Origin of the sequence: Rhodoferax sp. BAB1 (assembly GCF_013334205.1) — a bacterium.
Classification (GTDB): domain Bacteria; phylum Pseudomonadota; class Gammaproteobacteria; order Burkholderiales; family Burkholderiaceae_C; genus Hylemonella.
In genome coordinates this window covers 3027236-3051212 of the sequence record NZ_CP054424.1, presented here as the reverse complement: position 1 = coordinate 3051212, position 23977 = coordinate 3027236, and the positions used below count along the sequence as shown (strand labels likewise).

Below are 23977 nucleotides of genomic sequence, written 5' to 3'. Positions count from 1 at the left end.
TTATTGCTGCGCGGCCAGCGGCAGGTTGAGCAACAGGTTCTGCGGCTTCAGGCGTAGCAGGCCTTGCGCGTTCATGGCCAGGCCCAGGTAGACCGGTTTGCCCGCCAGTTCGGCCTGCATCTGGGCCGGGTCGGCAAAACTCAGACGGAACAGGCTGACCAGGCGCTGCATGCGCTCGGGCTCCACGGCCTGCTCTTCGTACAGATCGTTGAGGATGGCCGTGGCCTCGGTATCCAGTCCGATATGCCAGCGCCAGGCCGCGTCGTCCACACGTGCCAGCGGCTCGATCGTCACTTCCACACCCAGCAGGTGCTGCACCCAGAGCTCCAGCACCCGCGCCAGCGCCTTCAGGCCACTGCGCGCACGGGTCATGCGCAGGGTCAGGCCATGGCTCAGCTCCTGCTGAACCTCGTGCGTGAGGTCCAGCAGGTAGTGGTAGCGCTCGCTGCGTTCCCAGTAACGCGCGGCGTTGGATGCGTCGAGCACCGCCAGCTCGGCCTCGCGCAGCCGGGACTTGTTTTCCATCAGCAGGCGGCCGATCTCGCCCAGGCCGGCGTTCTCGCTGTACAGGTCCACCACGGCCTGGTCGGCTGCCAGCACCTGGCCTTCCTGCACGGTCAGGCGCTGCGGGCGAAACAGCAGTTCGGCCGCGCGCAGCTGCTGTGCGTCTTCGTTGTCCGCCAGCAGGCCGCGCAGCATGGCCTGCACCATGAGGTCGATGAACAGCGGCGGGATGGTGATGCGGCCGCTGCGCAGCAACTGCAGGTAGTAGGCCTCCAGCGTGCCGGCGGCCAGCAGGGCGTCGCGGAAGTTCAGGAAGAGCTGGTAGTTGTCACGCGCATCGGCATCCTTGAAGCGCGACAGTGTTTCCGGCGCGACGGACTGTAGCGGATCGTCTTGCAGGGCCGTATGCAGCTTGCGCTCGGCCTTGCAGGACTCGGGCACCAGGGCCAGCTCGGGCCGGTCGAGGAAAAGGCGCGGGTAATCCGGCGTGATGGCCAGCCAGCCCTGCGCATTGCGCTGCAGGCGGTCGTAACCGCAGGAAGGCCAGAAGTTCATGGCCTCGGCGCCGCCGGTGCCGGTGCGGTGGGGATCAGCCGGCCCTGGGCCAGCAGGCGCAGCGTGGACAGTGCGAGCAAGGCGATCACCACCGAGGCCAGGGCCAGGCCGACGGCGGCGACGGCCGGCGGCCAGGCGCCACGGTAGACCACCTCGATCAGGACGGCGGCAAAAGCCGCCACCGGGAAGGAAAAGGACCAGAAACCGATGGCGAAGGGCAGGTGCCCCCACCACTTGTAGCGCGCCATGACCGCCACCAGCGGCCCGGCCGCGATGCCCAGGCCGATGATGAGCAGTTCACCCGGCAGCTGCGGCCACAGCGTGGCTACTGTCAGCGTGCCCACCGTGGCAGGCGCCAGCTCCAGACCGATGGTGGGGCGCAGCGCCTCGGGCATGGCGCCTTCGAACAGGCGGTTGAGCACGCGGATCTCCAGCAGCGCCCAGCTGACCAGGCCCATGCCCAGGAGCAGGGCGGCCCAGCCGGGGTAGCCCAGCACCTGCAGGGCCATGCCGCCCACATAACCGCCGGCGACCGGTGGCACATAGAGTGCCGGGGTGACCGCACCGGCGGGCAAGGAGGCGTTGGTGATGATGGCCACGATGCGGATGGCAATCACGCCCTGCACCACCAGCGTGGCCAGCAGCAGGAGCAGCCAGCCGGCATGGCCGGGTGTGCCGAAATAGATGATGCACAGCAGGATGGACAGCGGCACCAGCGCCATCAGCGAGCCGGCCAGCGGGTGGGTGAACTCGGCGGCGATGGTCTGCGGATGCCGCAGGCATTTGGCCAGATAGATCAGCAGCAGGACAGCGAGGACGGCCAGGGCGGACCAGGCCAGCAGGTCGCCGACGCCCCGGGCCCAGGCCCAGCCGAATTGCGTGGCACGGCGCCAGGCGCCGCCGAGCGCCAGCAGGCCCACGGGGATGGCAAAAAGACCAACAGGAAAACGCAGGAGCCAGGACGGGATATGCATGCGCCCGATGCTAGCAGCACCGCGGGCCGCGCCACCGGCTCAGTGGCTGCTGAGCTCGCCAGGGATGGTCTCTTCGTCCAGTTCCTCGTCGACCGGGTCGACGGCGTAGGGAATCAGGGGCTTGTCCAGCGGGCGCAGCTTGTGGCGGCGCAGCGCGCGCAATGACTTGGAATGCTCCATGGCCTGGAGCACGATCTCCGGCTCCATCATGAGGCTGAAGGGGTTGAGCGAAATGGGGTTGGTTCTCACGTGTTTTCCTTGCATCACATCATTTCCGGATGTGGTGCAATCACTCTAGGCCCCGTGTCAGCCAACTTGAATCGGCATCTGCCGGTTTCACGTGTCGGAATTTGCCTGACAAGCACCTCTGCTGCGCCTGACAGCGCCCCCGCTCAAGCCCCCGTGCGTATCAGTTCGGCGGCCTTTTCCGCCATCATGATCACCGGTGCATTGGTGTTGCCGCCCACCAGGCTGGGCATGACCGAGGCATCCACCACCCGCAGGCCCTGCAGGCCATGCACGCGCAGCTGCGCGTCCACCACGTCCATCTCGCCCGGCCCCATGCGGCAGCTGCCCACGGGGTGGTAGATGGTGTCGGCGTGGTTGCGGATGAACGCTTCGATCTCTGCGTCGCTTTGCGCGCCCGCCGAGGCCGGCAGCTCGCGCGCGCCGAAGCGCGCCAGCGCCGGTTGCGCCATGATGTGGCGCATCAGCTTGAAGCCGCGCACCAGCCGGTCCATGTCGTCGCGCTCGGCCAGGAAGGCGGGGTCGATCAGCGGCGCGGCCAGCGGATCGGCGCTGGCCAGTCGCACGCTGCCGCGGCTCTTCGGGCGCAGCAGGCAGACGTGGCAGGAGTAGCCGTGGCCGAAGGTCGTGGTGCGGCCGTGGTCCACCAGCTTGCCGATCACGAAGTGCAGCTGCAGGTCGGGAATGGCCTCGCCGGCCTGGCTGCGGATGAAACCGCCGGCCTCGGCAAAGTTGGTGGTCAGCATGCCGCTGCGCTGGCGCCGCCACTCGAAGATGCCGCGCAGCACCTTGAGCGCGCCAGCGAAGGACAGGCCGAAGAGATCGGTCAGCCGCGGCGCGTCATAGACCAGCACCACGTCCACATGGTCCTGCAGGTGGCGGCCCACGCCCGGCAGCTCGTGCAGCGGCGTGATGCCGTGTGCGCGCAGTTCGTCTGCTGCGCCGATGCCCGAGAGCATCAGCAGCTGCGGCGAGAGCAGGGCGCCGGCGCTCAGCAGCACCTCGCGGCTGGCGCGCAGTTCGCGCTGCTGGCCGTCCTGCACGAACGCCACGCCCACGGCACGCTTTCCTTCCAGCAGGATGCGCGTGGCATGCGCACCGGTGAGCACGTGCAGGTTGGCGCGTGTACGGTTGGGCGTGAGGTAGGCCTTGGCGGCGCTGTAGCGCTCGCCGTTCTTGTGCGTGACCTGGTACAGGCCCACGCCTTCCTGTCCGGCGCCGTTGAAGTCGGGGTTGTGGGCAAAACCGGCCTGCACGCCGGCCTGCACGAAGTCCGGGCTGTGGCGGTTGGGGCAACGCAGATCCATCACGTTGAGCGGGCCGCCGCTGCCGTGGAAGGCATCGGCGCCGCGCTCGTTGTGCTCGGCGCGTTTGAAAAAGGGCAGCACATCGGACCAGGCCCAGCCCGGGTTGCCCTGCGCGGCCCAGTCGTCGTAGTCGCGCGGATGGCCGCGCGTGTAGATCATGGCGTTGACCGAACTCGATCCCCCCAGCACCTTGCCGCGCGGCTGGTAACCGCGCCGGCCGTTCAGGCCGGCCTGCGGCACGGTGTGCAGGCCCCAGTTGGCCTGGCCGCTCTTGGCCAGCAGGGCCAGGCCGGCCGGGCAATGGATCAGCACGCTGTCGTCGCGCGGGCCGGCCTCCAGCAGGGCCACCTGCACGCCCGGGTCTTCCGACAGGCGCGCCGCCAGCACGCAGCCGGCCGAGCCGCCGCCGATGATGATGTAGTCGTACATGGACAGTCTCCCGTTGCCGGCATGTTAGCCCGGCCTGTGCCCGCGCGGGCCTCGGGTGAACCCCTCATTCGGGCCGGAAGTGTGCAAAACTTGCCTGCCGGCACCATGCCCGGCAGGGCATACTGGAAGCATGCGACTGGCCCTGCTGTCCGACATCCACGCCAACCTCCAGGCCCTGGAAGCCTGTCTGGCCCATGCCCAGCAACAGGGCGCCGACAGGATCGCCTTCCTCGGGGATCTGGTCGGCTACGGTGCCGATCCGGGCCCCGTGGTGAATCGCATCATGGTGCTGGCGGCCCAGGGGGCCCTGGTGCTCAAGGGCAACCACGACGACATGGCAGCGCATCCGCCGGCCGGCAACAGCACCCTGGGTGAGAGCACGGCCTGGTGGACCCACGAGCAGCTCGACCCCGTGCAGCGCGCCTTCCTGGCCGGCCTGCCCATGACCGTGCAGGACGAGCGTGTGCTGCTGGTGCACGCCACGGCCGACGAACCCACGCTGTGGCGCTATGTCTACGACGCACAGATTGCCGCCCTCAGCCTGGAGGCAGCTGGCAGGTTCGACGGCGTGCGTTACGTCTTCGGCGGTCACGTGCACCGCCAGTCGCTCTACTACCGCGGCCTGGACGAGCAGCTTATCCCCTTCGTGCCCACCGCCGGCGTGGCAGTGCCGGTGTCGGCACACCGGCACTGGCTGGCCACCATCGGTTCGGTCGGCCAGCCGCGCGACGGCAGCCCCAAGGCCATGTATGCCCTGTTCGACACCGCCCAGGCGCAGCTGACCTTCCACCGCGTGGCCTATGACCACCACGCCGCGGCCGAGGCCATCCGCGATGCCGGCCTGCCCGACTTCTTTGCCGACCGCCTGGAGCTGGGCCGATGAAGCTGCTGGCGCCGGGCGACACGCTGGATGCTTATGTGGTGGACAGCTGCATCCACCAGGGCAGCCAGTCATACCTGTATCGCGTGCACTGTGCCCCCGGCACCCCGGACCCCGGTTTCCCCCTGCTCATGAAAGTGCCGTGCCGGGGTGAGGGGGAGGGCGAAGGGGATGAGGCCCTGGTGCGCTTCGAGGTCGAGCTGCAGACCCTGCAGGCGCTGGGCGGCGTGCACGTGCCGCGTTTCGTCGCAGTCGGCGACCTGGCGCAGCAGCCCTGGCTGGTCAGGGAGTACCTGCCCGGGCGTACCCTGGCGCAGTTCGGGCCGCTGCCGCTGCCGGTGGACGAGGTGCTGCGCCTGGGCGTGGCCCTGACCCAGGCCGTGCACAGCCTGCACCAGCAGAACACCGTGCACCTGGACCTGCAGCCCGCCCATGTGCTGGTGCGCGAGGACGGCCGGGTGCAGTTGCTGGGTTATGGCCTGGCCTGTCACGCGCACTATCCCGACCTGCTGGCCGGACAGGAGCGCCGTGCGGTCGGCTCGCCGGCCTGGATCGCGCCCGAGCAGGTGCTGGGCGTGCGCGGCGATCCGCGCAGCGACATCTTTGCCATCGGCGTGCTGCTCTACCAGTTGCTCACGGCTGAATTGCCCTTCGGCGCGCCCGTGACGGCCGCCGGCCTGCGCCAGCGCCTGTGGCGCGAGCCGCCGCCGCCGCGCCACTGGCGGCCCGAACTGCCGGCCTGGCTGCAGGAGGTGGTGCTGCGCTGCCTGGCGCCCGAGGCCGCGCAGCGTTACCCCTCGGCCGCGCACCTGGCCTTTGATCTTCAGCACCCCGAGCAGGTCCGCCTGGGCGCGCGCGGCGAGCGCCGGCGCGGCCCCCTTGTCTGGATGCAGATCAGGCGCTGGTGGCGTGCGATCCGCAGGCCTTACCAGCCCAGCCCCTCTGCGCAGCGTCTGATCACCGAGGTACCCATCGTGCTGGTGGCCGTGCCGCCGCAGGACGCGAGTGATGCCCTGCTCCACACGCTGCGCCAGGCCACCGCGCGCGCGCTGGGCACGCGGCCCGGTGCGCGCCTGGCCTGCGTCACGGTGCTGGCCCCCGGGGCCAACGGTGTTGCTGCCAGCACCCTGCAGCGGCGCCACCTGCTGCAGTTGCGGCAGTGGGCCCAGGCGCTGGAAGGGCCCGGGCACCAGACCTTCTGCCATGTGCTGGTGTCCGATGACACAGTGCAGGCCCTGATCGCCTACGCTTGCGAGCACCGTGTCAGCACCATCGTCATGGGGGCGGCCGCACCGGGCCGGGAGCCCGGGCGCCTGCTGGCCACCGTGCCCGTCCAGGTGGCCATGGCCGCGCCCTGCACCGTCATCCTGGCCCAGCCCACGCGGCCCTGCGAGCCGCCGGTGGTAGCGGCCGATGCGACAGAGGTCGTTACAGGCTGAAGTGCTTGCGCACCATGCGTGTCAGCAGGGCCTGCAGCTGTTCCTCGTCGGCCTCGACCAGCGTGCGGTAGACCGTGGCGGCCTGCTGGTCGAAGACCTGCACCAGGTGCGGGTCGAAGTGCTTGCCGGCTTCCGAGCGCAGGGCTTGCATGGCGGTTTCGAGGGGGACCGGTTCCTTGTAGGGGCGGCGCGAGCACAGCGCGTCGAACACGTCGGCAATCGCGAAGATGCGTGCCACCAGCGGGATGTCGGTGCCCGCCAGGCCGCGCGGGTAGCCGGTGCCGTCCCATTTCTCGTGGTGTCCGCCCACCACGGCCTGGCCACCGGCCAGCCAGCCCGAGCCGCTGACGATATCTTCGCCGGCCGCCACGTGCGTGTGCATGATGAGCATTTCCTCGGGGCTCAGCGGGCCGGGCTTGAGCAGGATGTGTTCGGGGATGCCGATCTTGCCCACGTCATGCAGGAAGCTGCCCACGATCAGCTCCTGCATGCGCGTGCCGTGCAGGCCCACCGCTTCGGCCAGCGTGGCCGAGATCCAGGCCACGCGGTAGTTGTGGATGCCGTTGTCGCTGTCGCGCCGCGCGATCGCTCGGCCCAGCGCCTCCATCATCGCGATGTGCGACTCCAGCAACTCGCGCTGCCGGTTCTGGCTGTCGCGGTTCAGGCGCAGCACCAGCGGGTAGAGCGCGGCGCTGCACACCAGCACGGCCAGCGCCACCAGCAGGCCCACACGCCGCGCATCGGCCAGCATGCGCTCGCGCTGAACGTCCGGCACCAGGCGCGCACCCTCCAGGTAGCCGGTCAGCGCCTGGCCCTCGCCGCGCAGCGGGATGAACAGGCGCAGCAGCGGGCGGCGCCCGGGCAGGAAACGCCGCTCGTACCAGGGCTGGGTGTAGCCGCGTGCGCCGCGCGTTGGCAGTTCGGCATCGAGCGCGCGGCCGTCGGCGCTGAACTGCTCGGCCATCAGCAGGCCGCCGGCGGTGTAGATCTGCACGATGTCGAAGTGCGCTGCCACCAGCGCCTGCGCCGCAGCCTGGGCATTGCGCGTGGCCTGCACGCCCTCGGGGCGGAAGCCCTCGTGGCGCAGCAGGCGCTGCGTGTCTTCGGTGGCCTGCGCCACCAGCGTGTCCTCGGCCTTGTCGTGCGCGATGAACCCCGCCGCCAGGCCGGCCAGCGCGGCCACGGCCAGCGCCACACCGGCGGTGCCCAGGGCGAGCTTGCGGTGGAAGGGCAGCATGGGAGACATGCGACCCAGTTTATCCATGGCCCCGTGCGTGCGGCCTAGGGAAAACGCCAGCGAGATCGCACACTGATCGTGCAGGCGACAATCGGGGCATGACCATTTCCGACGCCGCCGCACGCCATCCCTTCGAGCAGCTCACGCCCGACGTGGTGATGGATGCGCTGGAGGGCCTGGGCCTGTCCTGCGACGGTCGCCAGCAAGGCCTGAGTTCCTACGAGAACCGGGTTTACCAGGTGCATCTGAACGATGGGCAGGCGGTGGTGGCCAAGTTCTACCGCCCCGCGCGCTGGAGCGAGGCGCAGATCCTCGAAGAGCACGCCTTTGCGGCCGAGCTGGTGGCCGCCGAGGTGCCGGTGGTGGCGCCATTGACACTGAATGGCAGCACCCTGCACCGGCATGCCGGGTTCATGTTCTCGGTCTGCCCGCGCCGCGGTGGCCGCCCGCCCGAACTGGACGACGAGGAGGTGCTGGAGTGGATCGGCCGTTTCCTCGCCCGCCTGCACACCGTGGGCGCGGCGCGCCCCTTTGCCAGCCGCCCAGCGCTGGACCTGCCCTCCTTCGGGCGCGAGCCCATGGACTGGTTGCTGCAGCACGAGATGATTCCGCTGGACGTGCAGTCCACCTGGCAGCGCAAGTGCGAAGAGGCGCTGGCCCTGATCGCGCAGCAGCCGGTGCTGACCGGTGCACCCAGCGAGATCCGCCGCCTGCGCCTGCACGGTGACTGCCACTCGGGCAATGTGCTGTGGACGCCGGTGGACGTGCCCGCCGCCGCCGGGCCGGGGCCGCATTTCGTGGACCTGGACGACGCGCGCATGGGCCCGGCCGTGCAGGACCTGTGGATGCTGCTCTCCGGCGACCGCGCGCAGCGCACCTACCAGCTCAGTTGCCTGGTCGACGGCTACGAACAGATGCGGGAGTTCGACCGCCGCGAACTCGCCCTGATCGAACCGCTGCGCACCCTGCGCCTGATCCACTACAGCGCCTGGCTGGCGCGCCGCTGGGACGACCCCACCTTTCCCATCAACTTTCCCTGGTTCGGCAGCAGCGACTACTGGCAGGGCCAGGTGCAGATGCTGGAAGACCAGATCGAGGCCATGCAGGAAGAACCGCTGTTGGTCTAGCAAGGTTTGCCGGGCTGGGGCGGTTCGTCGCGGTTTGTCTCCTTATCCCCCATTTGGGGGATGGACGGGCAGAGGTGCATCCCTTTAGGATGCGCCGGCCTGCACTTGGCAGGTACAAAAATACGGGGACCTGATTCATCATGAAAGAACGAGTAATTGTCTGGGCACTGGCTTTTCTGGCCTTGACGCTGACGGGGTGTGCCACCCGGACCAACATGGCATTTGTGGACGATGCCCAGAAGGTGACAGAAACCAGCAAACCCATTTTCCTGATGACAGCAACGATCAAGAACAACTACAAGCTGTCTTACCAACCGAAGCTGATTGTTGTGCATGTGGAAAAAGCCGGGGCCAAAGAGGCCGCGGACCGACTCAATTTCACGATGGACGACAAGGCGGTAAACACGGCCGCTCCGGCCGATGCGGGCAACAGCTATCTGCTGCGCCTGGAGCTCGAAGCCGGGCGTTACGAGATCCGGGGGCTGACCAGTCAGTCCATGTCGTTCCCCTTCGTCGCCATGTTCTTCGCACCCCTGCATGCGCCGCTCGACGTCAGCAAGCCCGGCGTGTATTACCTGGGGCATGTCGCTGCAACGGTGCGCGAGCGCCAGGGCGAAGAATTCAAGGCCGGTCCTTCGGTGCCGCTGATCGATCAGTCGGTGGCAGGCGCATCGGGTGGGACTTTCGATGTGGAAATCACAGACCGTTTTGCAAGCGACGAGGCTGCGTTCCGCGCGAAGTTCCCCGCTTTGAACGGGGTGACCATTCAAAAAGCCGTCTTGCCTGCCTTTGACCGGGCCAAGGCGCAGCAGTGGTGGGCCACGAACTAGAAACCACCCCGATTGCCAGTGGGCGGAGCTGGCCTGCTTGCTCCGGCGGGCAGGCGTGCATCTCTGTGGGCTGCCCAACCAATCCGAGCCAAGTTCGGGATAGCCCGGGGGCGCCCCGGCGCGCCCGGGGCTAGCATGCATGCATACCCATCAGGAGACCACACCATGCGCTTCCCCATCCTGCGCGGCCTGCTCGCCGTGCTGCTGCTCGCCACCACCGCGGCCCAGGCCCAGAACTACCCCAGCAAATCCGTGCGCATCGTCGTGCCGTTTGCGGCGGGAGGCCCGGCCGACAACTACGCGCGTTTCATCGGTCAGCGCCTGGGTGACGCGCTGGGCCAGCCCTTCGTGGTGGAGAACAAGCCCGGTGCCGGTTCCATCATCGGTACCGACGTCGTGGCCAAGGCTCCGGCCGACGGCTACACCCTGCTGATGATGTCCAACACCCACACGGTGAACGAGACCCTCATCCCCAGCAAACCCTTCGTGCTCATGCGCGACTTCGTGCCCGTGGCGCCAGTCAACTATTCCGACCTGGTGCTGGTCACCCACCCTTCGCTGCCGGTCAAGAACCTGCAGGACATCCTCAAGCTGGCCAAGGACAAACCCGGCAAGTACAACTACGCCTCCTCGGGCAATGGCACGCCGTACCACATGGCTGGCGAGCTCTTCAAGAGCATGGCCGGCATCTACCTGGTGCACATTCCCTACCGTGGCAGCTCGGGCGCGCGCACCGACATCATCGGCGGCCAGGTCGACATGATGTTCGACGCCGTCACCACCATGGCCGAGCAGGCCCGCGCCGGCAAGGTGCGCGCCATCGCCACCAGCGGCCGCCAGCGCTCGGCCGTGCTGCCCGATGTGCCCACCCTGGCCGAGGCCGGCCTGCCCGGTTACGAAGCCACCATCTGGCTCGGCCTGATGGCGCCCAAGGGCACGCCGCCGGCCATCGTGCAGCAGCTCAACGAGGCGGTGAGCAAGATCGTGAGCCAGCCCGAGGTGAACCAGCTCTGGACCAAGCAGGGCGCCGTGGCCATGAAGATGAACCCGCAGGAGTTCGACAAGTACATGCGCGGTGATATCGAGAAATGGGCCAAGGTGATCAAGAGCGCCGGCATTAAAGTGGATTGATCCCCCCTGAGCCGGCTGGCGCCGTCCGGGGCCACAGCCTGAGGCTGTGGCTCTTCGGAGCTGTCCCAAGCTGCGCAGGCAGCCTGGGAGCCGCAGCCCTCAGCCCCCAGGGGGACAACGCCAGTGGCCCGGCGGAGCCGGTTCCACGGCGTTCCCCGTATAGTCACGTTGAGCGCAAGAGCGCGAATTTTTCAGGCGTTTTAGCGCTTTCACTTTGACGGTTCGATACATGAGTTCTTTGCACATTCTGAGCGGCGGCGCGGCCCAGGGGCTGGTCAACCAGCTGCGCGGCGCCATCTACAACGAAACCGGCCGCGCCGTCGAAGGCGGCTTCGGCGCAGTGGGCCTCATGCGCGACAAGCTGCTCGCGGGTGAACCCTGCGACGTCGTCATCCTGACCCAGGCGCTGATCGACGAGCTCACCAAGAGCGGCTACGTACAGACCGGCAGCGCCACGCCCCTGGGTGTGGTGAAGACCGGTGTGGCCGTGAAGAGCGGCGAGCCGCAACCGAAAGTGGACACCCCCGAGGCCCTCAAGGCCGCGCTGCTGGCCGCCAAGGGCATCTACTTCCCCGACCCGGTCAAGGCCACGGCCGGCATCCACTTCATGAACGTGCTCAAGAAGCTCGGCATCGATGGCCAGGTGGCCGGCGCGTTGCGCCCCTTTCCCAATGGCGCCACCGCCATGAAGGAAATGGCCGCTGCCAGCGGTGCCGGCCTGATCGGCTGCACCCAGGTCACGGAAATCCTCTACACCCCGGGTGTGCAACTCATCAGCCTGCTGCCCAGGGAATTCGAGCTGGCCACGGTCTACACCGCCGCCGTGGCGGCCAAGGCCGAGCAGCCGCAGGCCGCGCGCATGATGATCGACCTCATGGCCGCACCGGCCGCGGCAGAGTTGCGCCGCGCTGGCGGCTTCGAATAGACGCCGGTGCCGCCGCGCGCCGGCACAAAGGAGAGAGCCATGTTGATCCGTCGTCATCTCCTGGGCCTGCTGGCCAGCCTGGCCCTGCTGGCCGGGTGCGCCACGGCGCCGCCGCCAACGCTGCGCGAGGCGCCGCCCATCGTCTTCGTGCACGGCAACGGCGACAGTGCCGCCCTGTGGTTGACCACACTCTGGCGTTTTGAGTCCAATGGCTGGCCACGCGAGCGCCTGCACGCCATTGAGCTGCCCTATCCCCTGGCGCGGGACGACGACAGCAAGGCGCAAGCCGGCCGCAGCTCCACGGCCGAGCACATGGCCTTCCTAAAAACCGAGGTGGAGAAAGTCTTGCGCGCCACCGGTGCCAGCCAGGTCGTGCTGTTCGGCAACTCGCGTGGTGGCAACGCCATCCGCAACTACATCCAGAACGGCGGCGGCGCGGCCACCGTCTCGCACGCCATCCTGGGCGGCACACCCAACCACGGCGTCTGGGCCATCAAGGGCTTCCGTGAGGGCAACGAGTTCTCGGGCACCGGCCCCTTCCTCACCGGCCTGAACGCCCCCAAGAACGCGAATGGCGACGAGGTCACGGGCCCGGTGCGCTGGCTCACCATCCGCAGCGACAACAACGACAAGTTCGCCCAGCCCGACGGCCTGTGGATCGGTGCCAAAGGCAAGCCCACCAACGTGACGTATGCCGGCCCCGAACTCAAGGGCGCCAGCAACGTGGTCATCCCGCGTATCGACCACCGCGAGACTTCCTTTTCGCCCGCCGCCTTCGCGGCCGCCTACCGTTTCCTCACGGGCCGCGCGCCGGCCGCAGACATCACCCCCGAGCCGCGCATCGAACTCGGCGGCACCATCACCGGCCAGGGCGTGGATCCGCTCAACCCGGCTACCGGCAACTTCGCCAACAACCTGCCCCAGCCCAGCGCCGAACTGACCATCTACGCCACCGATGCCAGCACGGGCCAGCGCCTGGGCGCTGCGGCTTACACGCGCAAGGTGGGTGCCGACGGCCGCTGGGGGCCTTTCACGGCCCAGGCCGGCATGGCCTACGAATTCGAGATCAAGGCGCCCGGTTACGCCACCACCCACATCTACCGCAGCGCCTTTGCGCGTTCCAGCGCCATCGTCAACCTGCGGCCCGAGCGCATTGCTGCGGCTGACCAGGACGCCCAGGCCCTGGCCATCTTCACGCGGCCGCGGGGCTACTTTGATGCGCAACGGGATCGCTTGAGCTTCGACGGCCAGGCCTTGCCGCCCGGCGTGCCCCCGGCCGGTGCGGGGGTGTCCAGTTCCAAACTCAAGCTGCCCAGCGCCGCAGACCGTTCCATCGCGGCGGAGTTCAATGGCGAAAAGCTGGGGGGCCGGGTCTGGCCGGCGACGCAGCAACGGGTGACGGTGCTGGAGCTGACGTACTGATTGCTCACAGTCAGTGAGTGTGGCGGCATCCCCCGTTTGGGGGATGGGCCGCGCGTTCAGGCTTGCCTAGAATTTCCGTTATTCGTGCGAGGTACCGCACTTTGCGCTCACTATCAGAGGAACTGGTCGCATGCATGCTCTTCGCCTGGTCTTTGTCATCTTCGGTGTGATGGGTGCCTTTGCTGCGAATGCGCAATCTTCAAGCCCAGTGTTTCTTCTTGGGCAAGGAGACATGACGACCATGCACAACTGGGAGGTTCCTCGGAAGCAGTACGAGGCACTGCCTAAGTGGAGCCCAGCGGATGGATCGCCGCCGCTTGCCGTGAATAAGGCGCTAGAGATTGGCAGTGCGTGGATCAAGAAGCGTCACCCCGATGTAAAACAGTTTGATTCGTCGTCTCTTTCGTTTGTTCGAGCCGGGTGCTGTGTTTCGGGCGACGAACGCTGGTTCTATCGGATTGATTTTCAGCCGGTGGTCAGTGGACAACGCATGTATGGCGGGCAATTCATTGCCGTCGTTCTCATGAACGGAGCAGTCGTTGAGCCGCGACCCGAGAACCGTGCGCCGCGCTGAGTCCATCTCGTTTGCGTAACTGACTTTGTTGCATCTCTGGTTCGTCAGAGCCACCTCAGGACTAACTCATGCCACTGACCCGCATCTCCGCCCCCAGACATCTGCCCCACGCCAAGGTCAAGGCGCTGGCCGACGCGGCGCAAGAAGCGCTGGTCAGCACCTGCAATGTCCCGCCCAACGACCTCTTCCAGCTGCTGGCGCGCTTTGACGCCGAAGAGATGATTCTTGATCCCACCTTCGGCGGTGTGAGTCGCTCGCAAGACGCCTGCATCGTGGAGATCACCTTTCTCCAGGGGCGCACGGATGAGCAGAAGCGGCAGCTGTACAAGCGGCTGACGGCGCGCGCCGTCGAGGCCGGCTTCCGCCCCGATGACGTCATGATCGCCCTCGTGGAGAACACGCGCATGGACTGGTCACTGGGCCATGGTGTGGCCTACGCGGATCACGTTCAGTCGCTGAAGCAAGCCGAAAGCTGACGACGAAAGCCAGAAGGGAAAGCACCCCAACGCTGACAGCGTCCCTCCTGTATCAAAAACAAAAACCGCCCGAAGGCGGTTTTTTTGTCATGGGCGTCAAGCACTCAAACCAGCAATGCATTCACCCGCTTCACATACGCCGCCGGATCCTCCGGCAGCCCGCCTTCGGCCAGCAGGGCCTGGTCGAACAGGATGTGGGCCAGGTCATTGAAATGCACTGAGCCGTCGAGCTTTTTCACCAGCGCGTGTTCGGGGTTCACTTCCAGCACGGGTTTGCTGTCGGGCGCCTTCTGGCCGGCCTGTTTGAGCAGGCGGGCGAGCTGGTTGCTCATGTCGCCTTCCTTTACCACCAGGCAGGCCGGTGAATCGACCAGGCGGGTGGTGACGCGCACGTCCTCGGCCTTGTCCTTCAGCGCCTCTTTCAGTTTGGCCAGCACGGGCTTGAAGGCTTCGGCGGCTTCCTCGGCGGCTTTCTTCTCGGCTTCGTCCTGCAGGGTGCCCAGATCCACCGCGCCCTTGGCCACGCTTTGCAGCGGCGTGCCGTCGAACTCGGGCAGGTGGCTCAGGGCCCACTCGTCCACGCGCTCGCTCATGAGCAGCACCTCGATGCCCTTCTTCTTGAACACTTCGAGCTGCGGGCTGTTCCTGGCGGCGGCCAGGGTGTCGGCGGTGATGTAGTAGATGGCGGCCTGGCCTTCTTTCATGCGGGCCTTGTAGTCGGCCAGGGACACGTTGGCCGTGTCGCTGCTGGTGCTGGCAAAGCGCAGCAATTTGGCCAGGCGCTCGCGGTTGCCGAAGTCTTCACCCAGGCCTTCTTTCAGCACGCTGCCGAACTCGGCGTAGAACTTGGTGTATTTGCCGGCGTCGGCCTTGTCTTCTTCGCTGGCGTCCGCGGCCGGCACGTCGTGCTGGGCCAGGTTTTCCAGCAGGGTCAGCACGCGTTTGGTGTTGCCCTCGCGGATGGCGCGCACGTCGCGGCTTTCCTGCAGCAGTTCGCGGCTCACGTTGAGCGGCAGGTCGGCGCTGTCCACCACGCCTTTGACGAAACGCAGGTAGTTGGGCAGCAGAGCCTCGGCCTCGTCCATGATGAAGACGCGCTTGACGTAGAGCTTGAGGCCGCCCTTCTTGTCGCGGTTCCACAGGTCAAACGGGGCCTTGGCCGGCACGAACAGCAGTTGGGTGTATTCGGTGCTGCCTTCCACGCGGTTGTGGCTCCAGGCCAGCGGGGGCTCGTAGTCGTGGCTGATGCCCTGGTAGAAGCTTTCGTACTCTTCCTGCGTGATGTCCTTCTTGGGGCGGCTCCACAGGGCGCTGGCCTTGTTGACGGTTTCCCATTCGCCGGTCTGCACCATCGCACCGGGCTGGCGACCACCGGAGGGGTCACCTTCGATGACGTCGCCGTCCTTCCACTCTTCCTTGGGCATCTGGATGGGCAGGGCGATGTGGTCGGAGTATTTGGCGATGATGCCCTTGACCTTCCAGGCCTGCAGGTAGTCGCCCGCGTCTTCACGCAGGTGCAGGATGACGCTGGTGCCGCGCTCTGGCCGGGTGATGGCCTCCACCTCGAAGTCGCCCGTGCCGCCGCTGACCCAGCGCACGCCCTCTTCGGGCTTGAGGCCGGCGCGGCGCGACTCGACGGTGATCTTGTCGGCGACGATGAAACCCGAGTAGAAGCCCACGCCGAACTGGCCGATCAGCTGGCCCTGCTCCTTGGCGTCGGCCTGCTTCTCGGCGCCCAGGCGGCTCATGAAGTCCTTGGTGCCGCTCTTGGCGATGGTGCCCAGGTGGTCGATGGCCTCCTGCGCGCTCATGCCGATGCCGTTGTCCGTGATGGTCAGTGTCTTGGCGGTTGGGTCGAAGGCGATGCGCACGCGCAGCTCGGGCGCATCTTCGTAGAGCGCGCTGTTGTTCAGCGCTTCGTAACGCAGCTTGTCGCAGGCATCCGAAGCGTTGGAGACCAGCTCGCGCAGGAAGATCTCCTTGTTCGAGTACAGGGAGTGGGTGACCAGGTGCAGCAGTTGCGCGACTTCGGCCTGGAAGGAATGGGTTTGTTTGCTCATGGGATCAGATACCGGTACAAAAATCAGAAGGCCCGGGTGGGCCGGCAAAAACGGGAATTATGGGCGGGGGGCCGGGGTTTCAAGGCCCCGGGGCGGGTGCTTAGAACTTCTCGTGCGGCGCCAGGTAGCGCCACTGGCCCACGGGCAGCTGGCCCAGCATGACCCGGCCGATGCGCACGCGTTTCAGCCCCACGACCTTCAGCCCCACCAGTTCGCACATGCGGCGGATCTGGCGCTTCTTCCCTTCGGTCAGTACGAAGCGCAGCTGCTCGGGGTTCTCCCAGTCCACTTTGGCGGGTTTGAGGGCCTGGCCGTCCAGGCTCAGGCCGTGGCGCAGCTTGGCCAGCATGGCGGCGGGGAAAACGGCCTGCACATTGGTGGAAATGGGGTCGTCGTCGTCGATGCGCGTGAGTTGGGTGGGCGCCGCCGCGGCGGCGGGTGTGCCCAGGTAGACCACCCGCACCAGGTATTCCTTTTCCATCACCGAGTCTTCGCCGATGAGCTGGCGCGCCACCCGGCCGTCCTGGGTGAGCACGAGCAGGCCGGTGGAGTCGATGTCGAGCCGGCCGGCGGGCGCCAGGCCACGCAATTGCGCGCCGTTGAAGAAGAAACGGGCGTTGTCGTCGCGCCAGCGGTTCTGCGGCTGCACCAGCACCACGGCGGGTTCGTGCCCGTCCTCGGCCTGGCCGCTGACGTAACCGATGGGTTTATTGAGCAGGATGGTGACCTGCGTGGCCTGCTGGTTCTGGGCCTGTTTGTCGACCTCGATGCGGTCGCTGGGCGTGACCTGCTGGCCCATCTCGGCGGTCTTGCCGTTGACCTTGACCCAGCCGTTTTCGACCCAGGCGTCGGCCTCGCGGCGTGAGCACAGGCCGAGTTCGGCCATGCGTTTGTTGATGCGGCTGGTGGCGGCGGCGCCGCCCGGCTTGGGCGCAGGCACACCCTCGGGGCGTGGCGCGCGGCGCAGGGTGGGCTTCTCGGGAGGTGGGCTGTCTTTCATCAGACGCCGATTCTAGGCCCGGCTGAAATTCAGGGCGGCCTGGGCCTCGACCTTTCAAGGCCTATTTGAAGTGGGCCAGGAAATGCGCCAGGTCGTCGAGCTGATCGTTCTTCACGCCGAGCAGGGCGTTGGTCATGACCGTGTCGCGGCCGGGGCCGGGTTTGTCGCGGTATTCCTGCATGACGGTGCGCAGGAAGCTTTCGTGCTGGCCTGCCAGGCGGGGGATCTGTTCCCGGCCCCGGTAGGTCGGCAGGTGGCAGCTGCCGCAGAGCATGGAGGCCGCCAGCGCCCGGCCGCGTTCGTAGCGGGCCGTGTCCACCGGGCCGGCCAGGACTGGCACGGGAGTCTGTGCGGTGAAGTACTGGGCCAGCACGATGAGGTCGGCGTCGCTCAGGCCGTCGAGTGTGCCTTTCATGGGCGGGATGTCGCGCAGGCCTTCGCGGATCAGCACCAGCTGGTTCTCCACGAAGATCTTCGGTTGCCCGGCCAGCGAGGGGATCTGCGGGTTCTGCGAGTTGCCCTGCGGGCCGTGACAGGCCATGCACAGCTCCAGCCGCAGGGGTTGCTGTGCCTGCGGGGCGCCCACGAAAAAAAGCAGGGCCGCTGCTACCAGGGCCCTGCTTGTGCCGATGAAAGGCGGCGTCTTACCTGGCATACGAGATGCGGTAGATGGCACCGAGCTGCTCGTCCGACACCAAGAGCGCGCCGTCGGGCATCTGCAGGATGTAGGCCGGACGGCCCCAGAAGGTGTTGGCGGCCGTATCGGCGAAGCCGGTCATGAAGGGCGTGACCTTGGCGTTCTTGCCGTCGGCGTCGGCCTTCACCATGACGATGTCGTAGCCCATCTTGGTGCTGCGGTTCCACGAACCCTTGCGCGCCACGAACATCGCGTTCTTGTACTCGGCCGGGAACATGTTGCCGGTGTAGAACTGCAGACCCATGTTGGCGGCGTGCGGGCCCATGGTGCTCACGGGCAGGGTCACACCGTCACAGGGGTTGGCTTTCTTCACGTCCGGGTCGGCCACGCCATTGGCATGACAGTAGGGGAAGCCGAAGAAGGGCGTGCCACCCATGCCGAACTGGTACCAGGGCTTGCCGGGAATGCGGTTGAGTTCGTCCTCGGGGGTGTTGTCGCCCATCCAGTCGCGGCCGTGGTCGGTGAACCAGAGTTCGCCGGTGACCGGGTGGAAGTCGAAGCCCACGGTGTTGCGCACACCTGTGGCGATGACTTCCATGCCCGTGCCGTCGGCGTTGTAACGGCGGATCTGCGCGTACTCGTCGCTGGGCAGGGTGCAGATGTTGCACGGTGCGCCGAAGGGCACGTAGAGCTTGCCGTCCGGCCCGAAGCGGATGTACTTCCAGTTGTGGTGCTCCAGCGGTGGCAGCTTGAAGGCGGCCGTCATGTCCACCGGGGCCACATTGGGGTTCTTCTCGATGCCGTCGAAACGCAGCACCTTGTCGATGGCCATCACATAAAGGTTGCCGTTGTGGATGGTGGCAGCGGGCTGCTTGAGCTTGTCCACCACGACGCGGCTCGTGCGGGCGCTGCCGTTGTCGCTGATCTCATAGACACGGCCCAGGCCGCGGGTGCCGCCATAGACCTTGCCGCTTTCGCCGCGTGAGATGGCGCGGATGCCGGGCGTGCCGGTGGACCAGACCTCCACCTTGAAACCCGGAGGCAGCCTGAGCTTGTCGACCGGGATCTCGGCGGCGGGGGTGGCGGTGTTCTTGCCAGCCAGCGGCGCCAGGGTGGAGTTGGCCAGGGCGGCGGGCATGCCCTGCTTCCAGCCGGGCTGGCCGGCCGGCGGCGCAGCCGAGAAGGTGGTGGTGGCGCCGGATTGCGGCGGGGTGGACTGGCAGCCGGCCAGCACGGCGGCCAGCAGGACACCTGCCAGGGGAATGAGCTTGCGCATGGGGAGTCTCCGTGATGTGTTGTTGTGCAGAACCGTTCAATGCTAGGCATGGTGTTTATTGGTCTGCCTAGGGTTTCCACTGAAGATTTATGCGCTTCGGCCACTAAGCGATATAAGCAACCGTGATGAAGGGCTGCGTTTGTTGGCATGCCGCAGACGGGAGTGACTCAAAACGCGACACCCTGGCGACCCGACACGGCGCGCGCCAGGGGCAACAGCCTTACGCCGCACAGGAAATGCTGCGCTGCGGCTTGCACGGGCGCAGGTCCCTCGGCTTAATCCTGCCTACGGTCCACCGGTCGGCGGGCCGGATGACAGCAAAAACAGTCAGAGGAGCTCACCATGATCACACGCAAGCTGGGGCTGGCCCTGCTGGCGGCGGGGTTCGCCGTCGCCGCAAGCGCGCAGTCGGGCAAGGACAATCTCTCCACACTCAAGCAGATGAAGGTCGCCACCACCGACCTGAACATTCCGCTGGTGCCCCAGGAAGGGCGCAACGCCGAGGCGATCCGCGCCAACCTGAAGAACATCAAGATGCCGCCGGGTTTCAAGATCGAGCTGTTCGCCGTGGTGCCCGACGCGCGCCACATGGCGGTGGCGCCTTCGACCAATATGCTCTTCGTGGGCACGCGCAAGACCAAGGTCTGGGCGGTGACCGACCGCAACGGCGATGGCACGGCCGACGAGGTCAAGGCCTTTGCGCCTTCGCTCAATTTCAAGGTGCCCAATGGTGTGTGCTGGACCAAGGACGGCTTCCTGATCGTCGCGGAGCACAACCGCGTGCTCAACTTCCCGGCCGCCGAGTTCTTCTACGAAGGCCCGGACGTGGCGGTGATCGAGGTGGTGCCGCAGGGCAAGCTGGTTCCCGAGGAGGAGGAGTCCTTCAACCACGGCGCGCGCACTTGCCGCATCAGCGATGACGGCAAGCTGCACATCACCCTGGGCCAGCCCTACAACGTGCAGCCCGCGGGCAAGGTGGCGATGTACGAGAAGCTGGGCATCGGCGGCATGATCCGCCTCGACCCCTTCGACGGCTCCAAACGCGAGGTGGTGGCCGTGGGCGTGCGCAATTCGGTGGGCATGGATATCAACCCCAGGGACAAGACGGTCTGGTTCACCGACAACCAGACCGACGGCATGGGTGACGACATTCCGCCGGGCGAGCTCAACCGTATCACCAAGGCTGGGGGCGAGCACTTCGGCTACCCCTACATCCACGGCAACAGCACCCAGATCGCCGGGACGGGGGCGGCGCCGGACCTCAAGGACATGAAGGCACCGGCCAGCTGGACCCGGCCGCAGGTGGAGTTTCCGGCGCACCAGGCGCAGCTGGGCATGACGTTCTACAACGGCAGCATGTTCCCGGCCAAATACCGTGGCGGCATCTTCGTGGCGGCCCACGGTTCCTGGAACCGCACCAAGGCCAGCGGCGCGCTGATCAACTTCGTGCCGGTCAAGGCTGACGGAACGGCCGGCGCCTCCGAGGTCTTTGCCGAGGGCTGGCTCGATGCGAACGGCGTCTACAAGGGCCGCCCGGTGGACGTGGCCGTGATGAAGGACGGCTCACTGCTGATCTCGGATGACTACGTTGGGGCCATCTACCGCGTGACCCACGCCCACTGAGCGTTGCACCCGGTGCCGCGCGAGCGCGGCACCGGTCCGAGACCCGACGGAGATCGCACGATCTCCGTTTTTTTGAGTGAAGGGATTCCGAATGAAAAGCATGCTCGTGGGCGGCCTCCTGCTGTGGGCCGCCACCGTTGCCTGGGCCGACGTGGCCGCCGGCAAAGCCCGCGCGGCGACGGCCTGCGCGGTCTGCCACGGGCCGCTGGGCCTGTCCCAGCAGCCCAACGTGCCCCATCTGGCCGGCCAGCCCGAGGTCTACCTGGTGGAGCAGCTGCGCAACTACCGCAGCGGCAAGCGCACGCACGAGGTGATGGGCGTGATCGCCAAACCCCTGAGCAATCAGGACATCGACAACCTGGCCCAGTGGTATGCCTCGCTGCAGCTGCGGGTCGAGTCACAGTGAAGCCATGACAAGAACAAAGAGCGACATGAAACAGACAAACAAACCGGGCCTGCGGCCGATGCGCACGGCGCTGGCGCTGCTGGTGACCGGCCTGGGCGCCGTGCCGGCCTGGGGCCAGACGCTGGAGGACGTGGTGATCTCGGCCTCGCGCGCGCAGCAGCGCAGCTTCGACGCACCGGCGGCCATCGAGGCGGTGGAGCGCGAGACCATCCAGAATGCCGGCCCGCAGATCAACCTGTCGGAGTCGCTCAATCGCGTGCCGGGCCTGACCATCCTGAACCGGCAGAACTATGCGCAGGACCTGCAGGTCTCGATCCGCGGCTTCGGCGCGCGCTCGGCCTTCGGCATCCGCGGCATCCGCCTGCTGATCGACGGCATCCCGGCCACCACACCCGACGGGCAAGGCCAGGGCTCGTCCATCGCGCTGACGTCCACCGAACGCATCGAGGTGCTGCGCGGGCCGCTGGCCCTGATGTACGGCAACTCGGCCGGCGGCGTGATCCAGGCCTTCACGCGCGAGGCGCCCGAGGTGCCGGAGTTCGGTGCGCAGCTCTACACGGGCTCTTACGACATGCGCCGGACCGACTGGCAATACGCAGGCCGTCTTGGTGCGGGTCCTGGCGGCGTGGGCCTGGTGGCCGACTACGGCACTTTCAGCACCGATGGCTACCGCGACAACAGCGCCGCCGAACGCAAGCAGTTCAACGGCAAGCTGAGTTTCGGGCCGGACGCAGGCACGCGCGTGAATGTGGTTTTCAACCAGTTCGACATGCCGCTGGCCGAGGACCCGCTGGGCCTGACGGCGGCGCAGCTGGCGGCGGATCCGACGCAGGCGGGGACCAATGCTGTCGACCGCCGGGTGCGCAAGATCGTGACGCAAAGTCAGGTCGGCACCTCGGTGATCCACCAACTTGGCGCGGACCGCTCGGTCACGGCGCGTGTCTACTACGGTGCGCGCGACAACCTGCAGTTCCAGTCCGGTAACACCTGGGTCGGCCTGGACCGTGGCTACTATGGTTTGGGCCTGCAGTACAACGCGCTATCGCGGTTGGGCGCCACGCCGATGCGCTGGGTGGCGGGCTACGAGTTCGACCGTTCGCGTGAATACCGCGAGGGCGGTGTGGCGGCGCTGGGCGAGAAGACCAGCACCACGCGCAGCGAGGACAACCAGGCCGAGAACAGCGATGTCTTCGTGCAGGGCACGGCCTTGCTGTCGGAACGCTGGTCGATGGTGGGCGGGTTGCGCCACAGCACGGTGCGTTTTGTCAGCGAAGACTATTACCTGGCGGACGGGCGAGACGGCTCAGGTCAAGTGAGTTATCAGGCGAGCAACCCGGTTCTGGGGGTGACCTGGCATGCGGCCGATACCATGAACCTCTATGCCAACTATGGCAAGGGTTTCGAGACGCCGACCTTGGCCGAGGTGGCCTACCGGGAGAGCGGCGGCGCCGTGCTGGCCGAGTTCAATCCGACGCTCAGGGCTGCGACCAGCCGGCACTACGAGGCGGGGCTGAAGTGGGTGCCGACCGCCGGTTCGCGGCTGGATTTCACTGTGTTCCACATCACCACCTCGGATGAGGTGGTGGTGGCACGCAACAGCTTCGGCCAGACGGCGTACACCAACGCGCCTGGCACTGAGCGGCGCGGGGTGGAACTCTCCGGGCGAACACTGGTCCACCCGAAGGTGAGCCTGTCGCTGGCGGCGACGGCCATAGACGCGCGCTACTCGCAGTCATTCACCTACATCAGCGCGGGCACCCCTTTCACTGTGCTGGCTGACAACCGGCTGCCTGGCATTCCCCAGAACTTCATCTTTTCCGAGTTGCTGTGGACCAGCCAGGCGCAACCGTCCGCACGTGCGGCGCAGCGTATGGGCACGCGGGCCGGCGTAGAGATCGTCAGCGCCGGGCGCCTCTACGCCAATGACACCAACACCGCGAGCGCCGAGGGCTACACCGTGTTCAACCTCAAGGCCAGCCAGGCCTGGGCCGCGGGCCGGGGCCGGCTGACGGCCTATGCGCGCATCGACAACGCGGGGGGCGAGCGCTACGTTGGTTCGGTCATCGTCAATCAGGCGGCCAGCCAGTTCTACGAGCCGGCACCCGGCCGCAACTGGACGTTGGGTGCGCGCCTGGATGTGCCGCTTTGACTTCAGGTCGGCCGCTGCGAGCGCAGGCCTTCCAGGTCGAGCACGCGCAGGCCGCCGTACTCGATGCGGATCAGGCCGCGCGCCTGCAGGTTGGCCAGGGCCTCGTTGACGCGCTGGCGTGACAGGCCCACCAGGTAGGCCAGTTCCTGCTGCGTGATGCGCAGCACCTCGCCCACGCCGGGGTAGAGCACGGGGTTGAAGAGCGCGGCCAGGCTGCGCGCGACGCGTAGATCGGGGCTGTTCATGCGGTCGATCTCGCGCGCCGCGATGAACTGACCCAGGCGCTCGTTGAGCTGGTTCATGACAAAGCGGTTGAAGCCGATGGACTGGTCCAGCAGGCGGTGGAAGGTGTCCACCGGCAGGCCGGCCACCAGGCTCTTGCGCAGGGCCTGGATGTTGTAGCGGTAGGCCTCGCGCTTGAGCGCCGTGCCTTCGCCGAACCAGCCGCCCGGCGGCACACCGGTGAAGGTCATGGCCTGGCCGTCGGCGCTGCCCCCGCTCATCTTGAGCAGGCCGTCGACCACGCCGAACCAATAGGTGACGGGGCGGCCGAGGCGGCAGACCAGGTCACCGGCCTGGGCCTCGCTGATCTGCAGGTCGGCCAGGGCGATGGCGCGCTCCTCGGGGGTGAGGCGCGACAGCCAGGGGATGCCGGCGAGTTCGGCCTCGGTGGGCGCGCGCCGGCGCTGGTGCAGGCTGGGTTCTGTGCTCATGGCGTCATCGGGGTGTGGGCGGGAAAATACCACCTAGGGTCTACCCTGAATTGTCGT

The 23977-nt window shown here is 67.1% G+C and carries 22 protein-coding genes; 12 read left to right on the top strand and 10 right to left on the bottom strand.

All coding sequences use genetic code 11. The annotated features are described in order from the left end of the window. From HTY51_RS14670 to HTY51_RS14655, 4 genes are all read right to left on the bottom strand, one after another. Nucleotides 1-1059, bottom strand: a complete 1059-nt coding sequence (locus HTY51_RS14670) for a DUF6352 family protein (protein ID WP_174253416.1) — start codon at nt 1057-1059, stop codon at nt 1-3. Then, on the bottom strand, nt 1056-2033 hold the full coding sequence (locus HTY51_RS14665; RefSeq protein ID WP_174253415.1) for a hypothetical protein: 978 nt from the start codon (nt 2031-2033) through the stop codon (nt 1056-1058). The genes HTY51_RS14670 and HTY51_RS14665 overlap by 4 nt, the downstream gene beginning before the upstream one ends. A 39-nt stretch (nt 2034-2072) precedes the next feature. After that, nucleotides 2073-2282 carry a hypothetical protein gene (locus tag HTY51_RS14660; RefSeq protein ID WP_174253414.1) on the bottom strand — a complete coding sequence of 70 codons (210 nt, stop codon included), beginning with the start codon at nt 2280-2282 and terminating at the stop codon, nt 2073-2075. Between the two features lie 143 nt (nt 2283-2425). Continuing rightward, the gene (locus tag HTY51_RS14655; protein WP_174253413.1) at nt 2426-4015 is read right to left on the bottom strand and encodes a GMC family oxidoreductase; all 1590 of its coding nucleotides are present in this window, start codon (nt 4013-4015) and stop codon (nt 2426-2428) included. A 130-nt stretch (nt 4016-4145) separates the two neighbouring features. Between HTY51_RS14655 and HTY51_RS14650 the strand changes: the two genes are divergently transcribed. Beyond that, nucleotides 4146-4898, top strand: a complete 753-nt coding sequence (locus HTY51_RS14650) for a metallophosphoesterase (RefSeq protein ID WP_174253412.1) — start codon at nt 4146-4148, stop codon at nt 4896-4898. After that, nucleotides 4895-6334, top strand: a complete 1440-nt coding sequence (locus tag HTY51_RS14645; protein ID WP_174253411.1) for a bifunctional serine/threonine-protein kinase/universal stress protein — start codon at nt 4895-4897, stop codon at nt 6332-6334. The genes HTY51_RS14650 and HTY51_RS14645 overlap by 4 nt, the downstream gene beginning before the upstream one ends. On the opposite strand, the gene HTY51_RS14640 is transcribed toward HTY51_RS14645, so the two are convergent. Further along, nucleotides 6324-7598 carry an HD-GYP domain-containing protein gene (locus HTY51_RS14640; RefSeq protein WP_254606898.1) on the bottom strand — a complete coding sequence of 425 codons (1275 nt, stop codon included), beginning with the start codon at nt 7596-7598 and terminating at the stop codon, nt 6324-6326. The two genes, HTY51_RS14645 and HTY51_RS14640, sit on opposite strands and share 11 nt — an antisense overlap. Nucleotides 7599-7669: 71 nt before the next feature. Here HTY51_RS14640 and HTY51_RS14635 point away from each other — a divergent pair, with 71 nt between their 5' ends. From HTY51_RS14635 to HTY51_RS14605, 7 genes are all read left to right on the top strand, one after another. Then, a complete protein-coding gene (locus tag HTY51_RS14635; RefSeq protein ID WP_174253410.1) occupies nt 7670-8698 on the top strand; it encodes a serine/threonine protein kinase in 1029 nt (342 codons plus the stop codon). 140 nt (nt 8699-8838) lie between these two features. Beyond that, nucleotides 8839-9528, top strand: coding sequence for a hypothetical protein (locus tag HTY51_RS14630; RefSeq protein ID WP_254606897.1), 690 nt, complete (start codon nt 8839-8841; stop codon nt 9526-9528). Nucleotides 9529-9693: 165 nt separating this feature from the next. After that, entirely contained in the window at nt 9694-10659 is a 966-nt protein-coding gene (locus tag HTY51_RS14625; RefSeq protein WP_174253409.1) for a tripartite tricarboxylate transporter substrate binding protein, read from the top strand. Between the two features lie 229 nt (nt 10660-10888). Then, a complete protein-coding gene (locus tag HTY51_RS14620; RefSeq protein ID WP_174253408.1) occupies nt 10889-11584 on the top strand; it encodes a substrate-binding domain-containing protein in 696 nt (231 codons plus the stop codon). Between the two features lie 39 nt (nt 11585-11623). Next, on the top strand, nt 11624-13006 hold the full coding sequence (locus HTY51_RS14615) for a twin-arginine translocation pathway signal (RefSeq protein WP_174253407.1): 1383 nt from the start codon (nt 11624-11626) through the stop codon (nt 13004-13006). Between the two features lie 130 nt (nt 13007-13136). Continuing rightward, nucleotides 13137-13580 carry a hypothetical protein gene (locus HTY51_RS14610; protein ID WP_174253406.1) on the top strand — a complete coding sequence of 148 codons (444 nt, stop codon included), beginning with the start codon at nt 13137-13139 and terminating at the stop codon, nt 13578-13580. Between the two features lie 68 nt (nt 13581-13648). Then, the gene (locus tag HTY51_RS14605) at nt 13649-14056 is read left to right on the top strand and encodes a tautomerase family protein (RefSeq protein WP_174253405.1); all 408 of its coding nucleotides are present in this window, start codon (nt 13649-13651) and stop codon (nt 14054-14056) included. 104 nt (nt 14057-14160) lie between these two features. Here HTY51_RS14605 and htpG read toward each other — a convergent pair whose 3' ends face one another. The 4 genes from htpG to HTY51_RS14585 form a co-directional block, all read right to left on the bottom strand. Continuing rightward, on the bottom strand, nt 14161-16116 hold the full coding sequence (gene htpG / locus HTY51_RS14600) for a molecular chaperone HtpG (protein WP_174253404.1): 1956 nt from the start codon (nt 16114-16116) through the stop codon (nt 14161-14163). Nucleotides 16117-16216: 100 nt separating this feature from the next. Continuing rightward, the gene (locus tag HTY51_RS14595; RefSeq protein WP_174253403.1) at nt 16217-17116 is read right to left on the bottom strand and encodes a pseudouridine synthase; all 900 of its coding nucleotides are present in this window, start codon (nt 17114-17116) and stop codon (nt 16217-16219) included. A gap of 61 nt (nt 17117-17177) precedes the next feature. Next, nucleotides 17178-17657: a c-type cytochrome gene (locus HTY51_RS14590; protein ID WP_174253402.1), complete on the bottom strand. Its 480-nt coding sequence runs from the start codon at nt 17655-17657 to the stop codon at nt 17178-17180. Between the two features lie 103 nt (nt 17658-17760). After that, nucleotides 17761-19029: a sorbosone dehydrogenase family protein gene (locus HTY51_RS14585; RefSeq protein WP_174253401.1), complete on the bottom strand. Its 1269-nt coding sequence runs from the start codon at nt 19027-19029 to the stop codon at nt 17761-17763. A gap of 342 nt (nt 19030-19371) precedes the next feature. Between HTY51_RS14585 and HTY51_RS14580 the strand changes: the two genes are divergently transcribed. From HTY51_RS14580 to HTY51_RS14570, 3 genes are all read left to right on the top strand, one after another. After that, the gene (locus HTY51_RS14580; protein ID WP_174253400.1) at nt 19372-20652 is read left to right on the top strand and encodes a sorbosone dehydrogenase family protein; all 1281 of its coding nucleotides are present in this window, start codon (nt 19372-19374) and stop codon (nt 20650-20652) included. Nucleotides 20653-20743: 91 nt separating this feature from the next. After that, complete coding sequence (locus tag HTY51_RS14575; RefSeq protein ID WP_174253399.1) at nt 20744-21058, top strand: cytochrome c; 315 nt, start codon at nt 20744-20746, stop codon at nt 21056-21058. Between the two features lie 25 nt (nt 21059-21083). Beyond that, the gene (locus HTY51_RS14570) at nt 21084-23207 is read left to right on the top strand and encodes a TonB-dependent receptor (RefSeq protein WP_174253398.1); all 2124 of its coding nucleotides are present in this window, start codon (nt 21084-21086) and stop codon (nt 23205-23207) included. A 2-nt stretch (nt 23208-23209) separates the two neighbouring features. Here the strand turns inward: HTY51_RS14570 and HTY51_RS14565 are convergent, their stop codons facing one another. Beyond that, on the bottom strand, nt 23210-23920 hold the full coding sequence (locus HTY51_RS14565) for a Crp/Fnr family transcriptional regulator (protein WP_174253397.1): 711 nt from the start codon (nt 23918-23920) through the stop codon (nt 23210-23212). Nucleotides 23921-23977 lie beyond the last annotated feature (57 nt).

Bases quoted from the DNA above. Each gene is read 5' to 3' on its own strand.
- HTY51_RS14665 (WP_174253415.1), bottom strand. From the start codon at position 2,033: ATGCATATCCCGTCCTGGCTCCTGCGTTTTCCTGTTGGTCTTTTTGCC.
- HTY51_RS14595 (WP_174253403.1), bottom strand. From the start codon at position 17,116: ATGAAAGACAGCCCACCTCCCGAGAAGCCCACCCTGCGCCGCGCGCCA.
- HTY51_RS14650 (WP_174253412.1), top strand. From the start codon at position 4,146: ATGCGACTGGCCCTGCTGTCCGACATCCACGCCAACCTCCAGGCCCTG.
- HTY51_RS14670 (WP_174253416.1), bottom strand. From the start codon at position 1,059: ATGAACTTCTGGCCTTCCTGCGGTTACGACCGCCTGCAGCGCAATGCG.
- HTY51_RS14585 (WP_174253401.1), bottom strand. From the start codon at position 19,029: ATGCGCAAGCTCATTCCCCTGGCAGGTGTCCTGCTGGCCGCCGTGCTG.
- HTY51_RS14570 (WP_174253398.1), top strand. From the start codon at position 21,084: ATGAAACAGACAAACAAACCGGGCCTGCGGCCGATGCGCACGGCGCTG.
- htpG (WP_174253404.1), bottom strand. From the start codon at position 16,116: ATGAGCAAACAAACCCATTCCTTCCAGGCCGAAGTCGCGCAACTGCTG.
- HTY51_RS14565 (WP_174253397.1), bottom strand. From the start codon at position 23,920: ATGAGCACAGAACCCAGCCTGCACCAGCGCCGGCGCGCGCCCACCGAG.
- HTY51_RS14575 (WP_174253399.1), top strand. From the start codon at position 20,744: ATGAAAAGCATGCTCGTGGGCGGCCTCCTGCTGTGGGCCGCCACCGTT.
- HTY51_RS14640 (WP_254606898.1), bottom strand. From the start codon at position 7,598: ATGGATAAACTGGGTCGCATGTCTCCCATGCTGCCCTTCCACCGCAAG.
- HTY51_RS14615 (WP_174253407.1), top strand. From the start codon at position 11,624: ATGTTGATCCGTCGTCATCTCCTGGGCCTGCTGGCCAGCCTGGCCCTG.
- HTY51_RS14605 (WP_174253405.1), top strand. From the start codon at position 13,649: ATGCCACTGACCCGCATCTCCGCCCCCAGACATCTGCCCCACGCCAAG.
- HTY51_RS14620 (WP_174253408.1), top strand. From the start codon at position 10,889: ATGAGTTCTTTGCACATTCTGAGCGGCGGCGCGGCCCAGGGGCTGGTC.
- HTY51_RS14590 (WP_174253402.1), bottom strand. From the start codon at position 17,657: ATGGCCTGTCACGGCCCGCAGGGCAACTCGCAGAACCCGCAGATCCCC.
- HTY51_RS14610 (WP_174253406.1), top strand. From the start codon at position 13,137: ATGCATGCTCTTCGCCTGGTCTTTGTCATCTTCGGTGTGATGGGTGCC.
- HTY51_RS14625 (WP_174253409.1), top strand. From the start codon at position 9,694: ATGCGCTTCCCCATCCTGCGCGGCCTGCTCGCCGTGCTGCTGCTCGCC.
- HTY51_RS14655 (WP_174253413.1), bottom strand. From the start codon at position 4,015: ATGTACGACTACATCATCATCGGCGGCGGCTCGGCCGGCTGCGTGCTG.
- HTY51_RS14645 (WP_174253411.1), top strand. From the start codon at position 4,895: ATGAAGCTGCTGGCGCCGGGCGACACGCTGGATGCTTATGTGGTGGAC.
- HTY51_RS14580 (WP_174253400.1), top strand. From the start codon at position 19,372: ATGATCACACGCAAGCTGGGGCTGGCCCTGCTGGCGGCGGGGTTCGCC.
- HTY51_RS14630 (WP_254606897.1), top strand. From the start codon at position 8,839: ATGAAAGAACGAGTAATTGTCTGGGCACTGGCTTTTCTGGCCTTGACG.
- HTY51_RS14635 (WP_174253410.1), top strand. From the start codon at position 7,670: ATGACCATTTCCGACGCCGCCGCACGCCATCCCTTCGAGCAGCTCACG.